General features: G+C 39.9%; 1 pseudogene. It reads right to left on the bottom strand.

The window, feature by feature from the left end:
• A pseudogene (locus tag KTH89_RS24740) lies at positions 1-312 on the bottom strand (IS30 family transposase); the annotation flags it as partial.
• Positions 313-378 lie beyond the last annotated feature (66 nt).

The raw sequence follows: 378 nt of genomic DNA, 5'->3' as shown, positions 1-378 counted from the left end.
CCTGAATGGAGTGCAACCGTTCAGGCTGTCTCTGGCCTCACTGTTGATATGGTTCATAAGTACGCAGGCGTCTCTCTGCTTATAATTATCCAGACTCTGACCTTTGGGAATCACATACCGGATGTATTCATGGTTTTTCTCAATACGTCCTTTTTGCCAGGAAGAGTTCGGATTACAGTAAAAGATTTTAGTTCGAATTTCTCCATTTTTATCACATTCCAATCGTTCCGGAAATTGAAATTCCACACCATTATCGGTCAGGATTACAGGAAACAGTTCCTGAAATACCTTAATACCGAGCTTCTCTGTCAAATAATCGAAAACCTTTATGACCTGGTCCTGAGATTTCTCTTGTAGTACAAAAATAAGCATAAGAGA

This window comes from Diplocloster agilis, assembly GCF_019042275.1.
GTDB classification, from domain to species: domain Bacteria; phylum Bacillota; class Clostridia; order Lachnospirales; family Lachnospiraceae; genus Diplocloster; species Diplocloster agilis.
The sequence above is the reverse complement of the archived record's forward strand: the minus strand, read 5'-3'. Positions and strand labels throughout refer to the sequence as shown.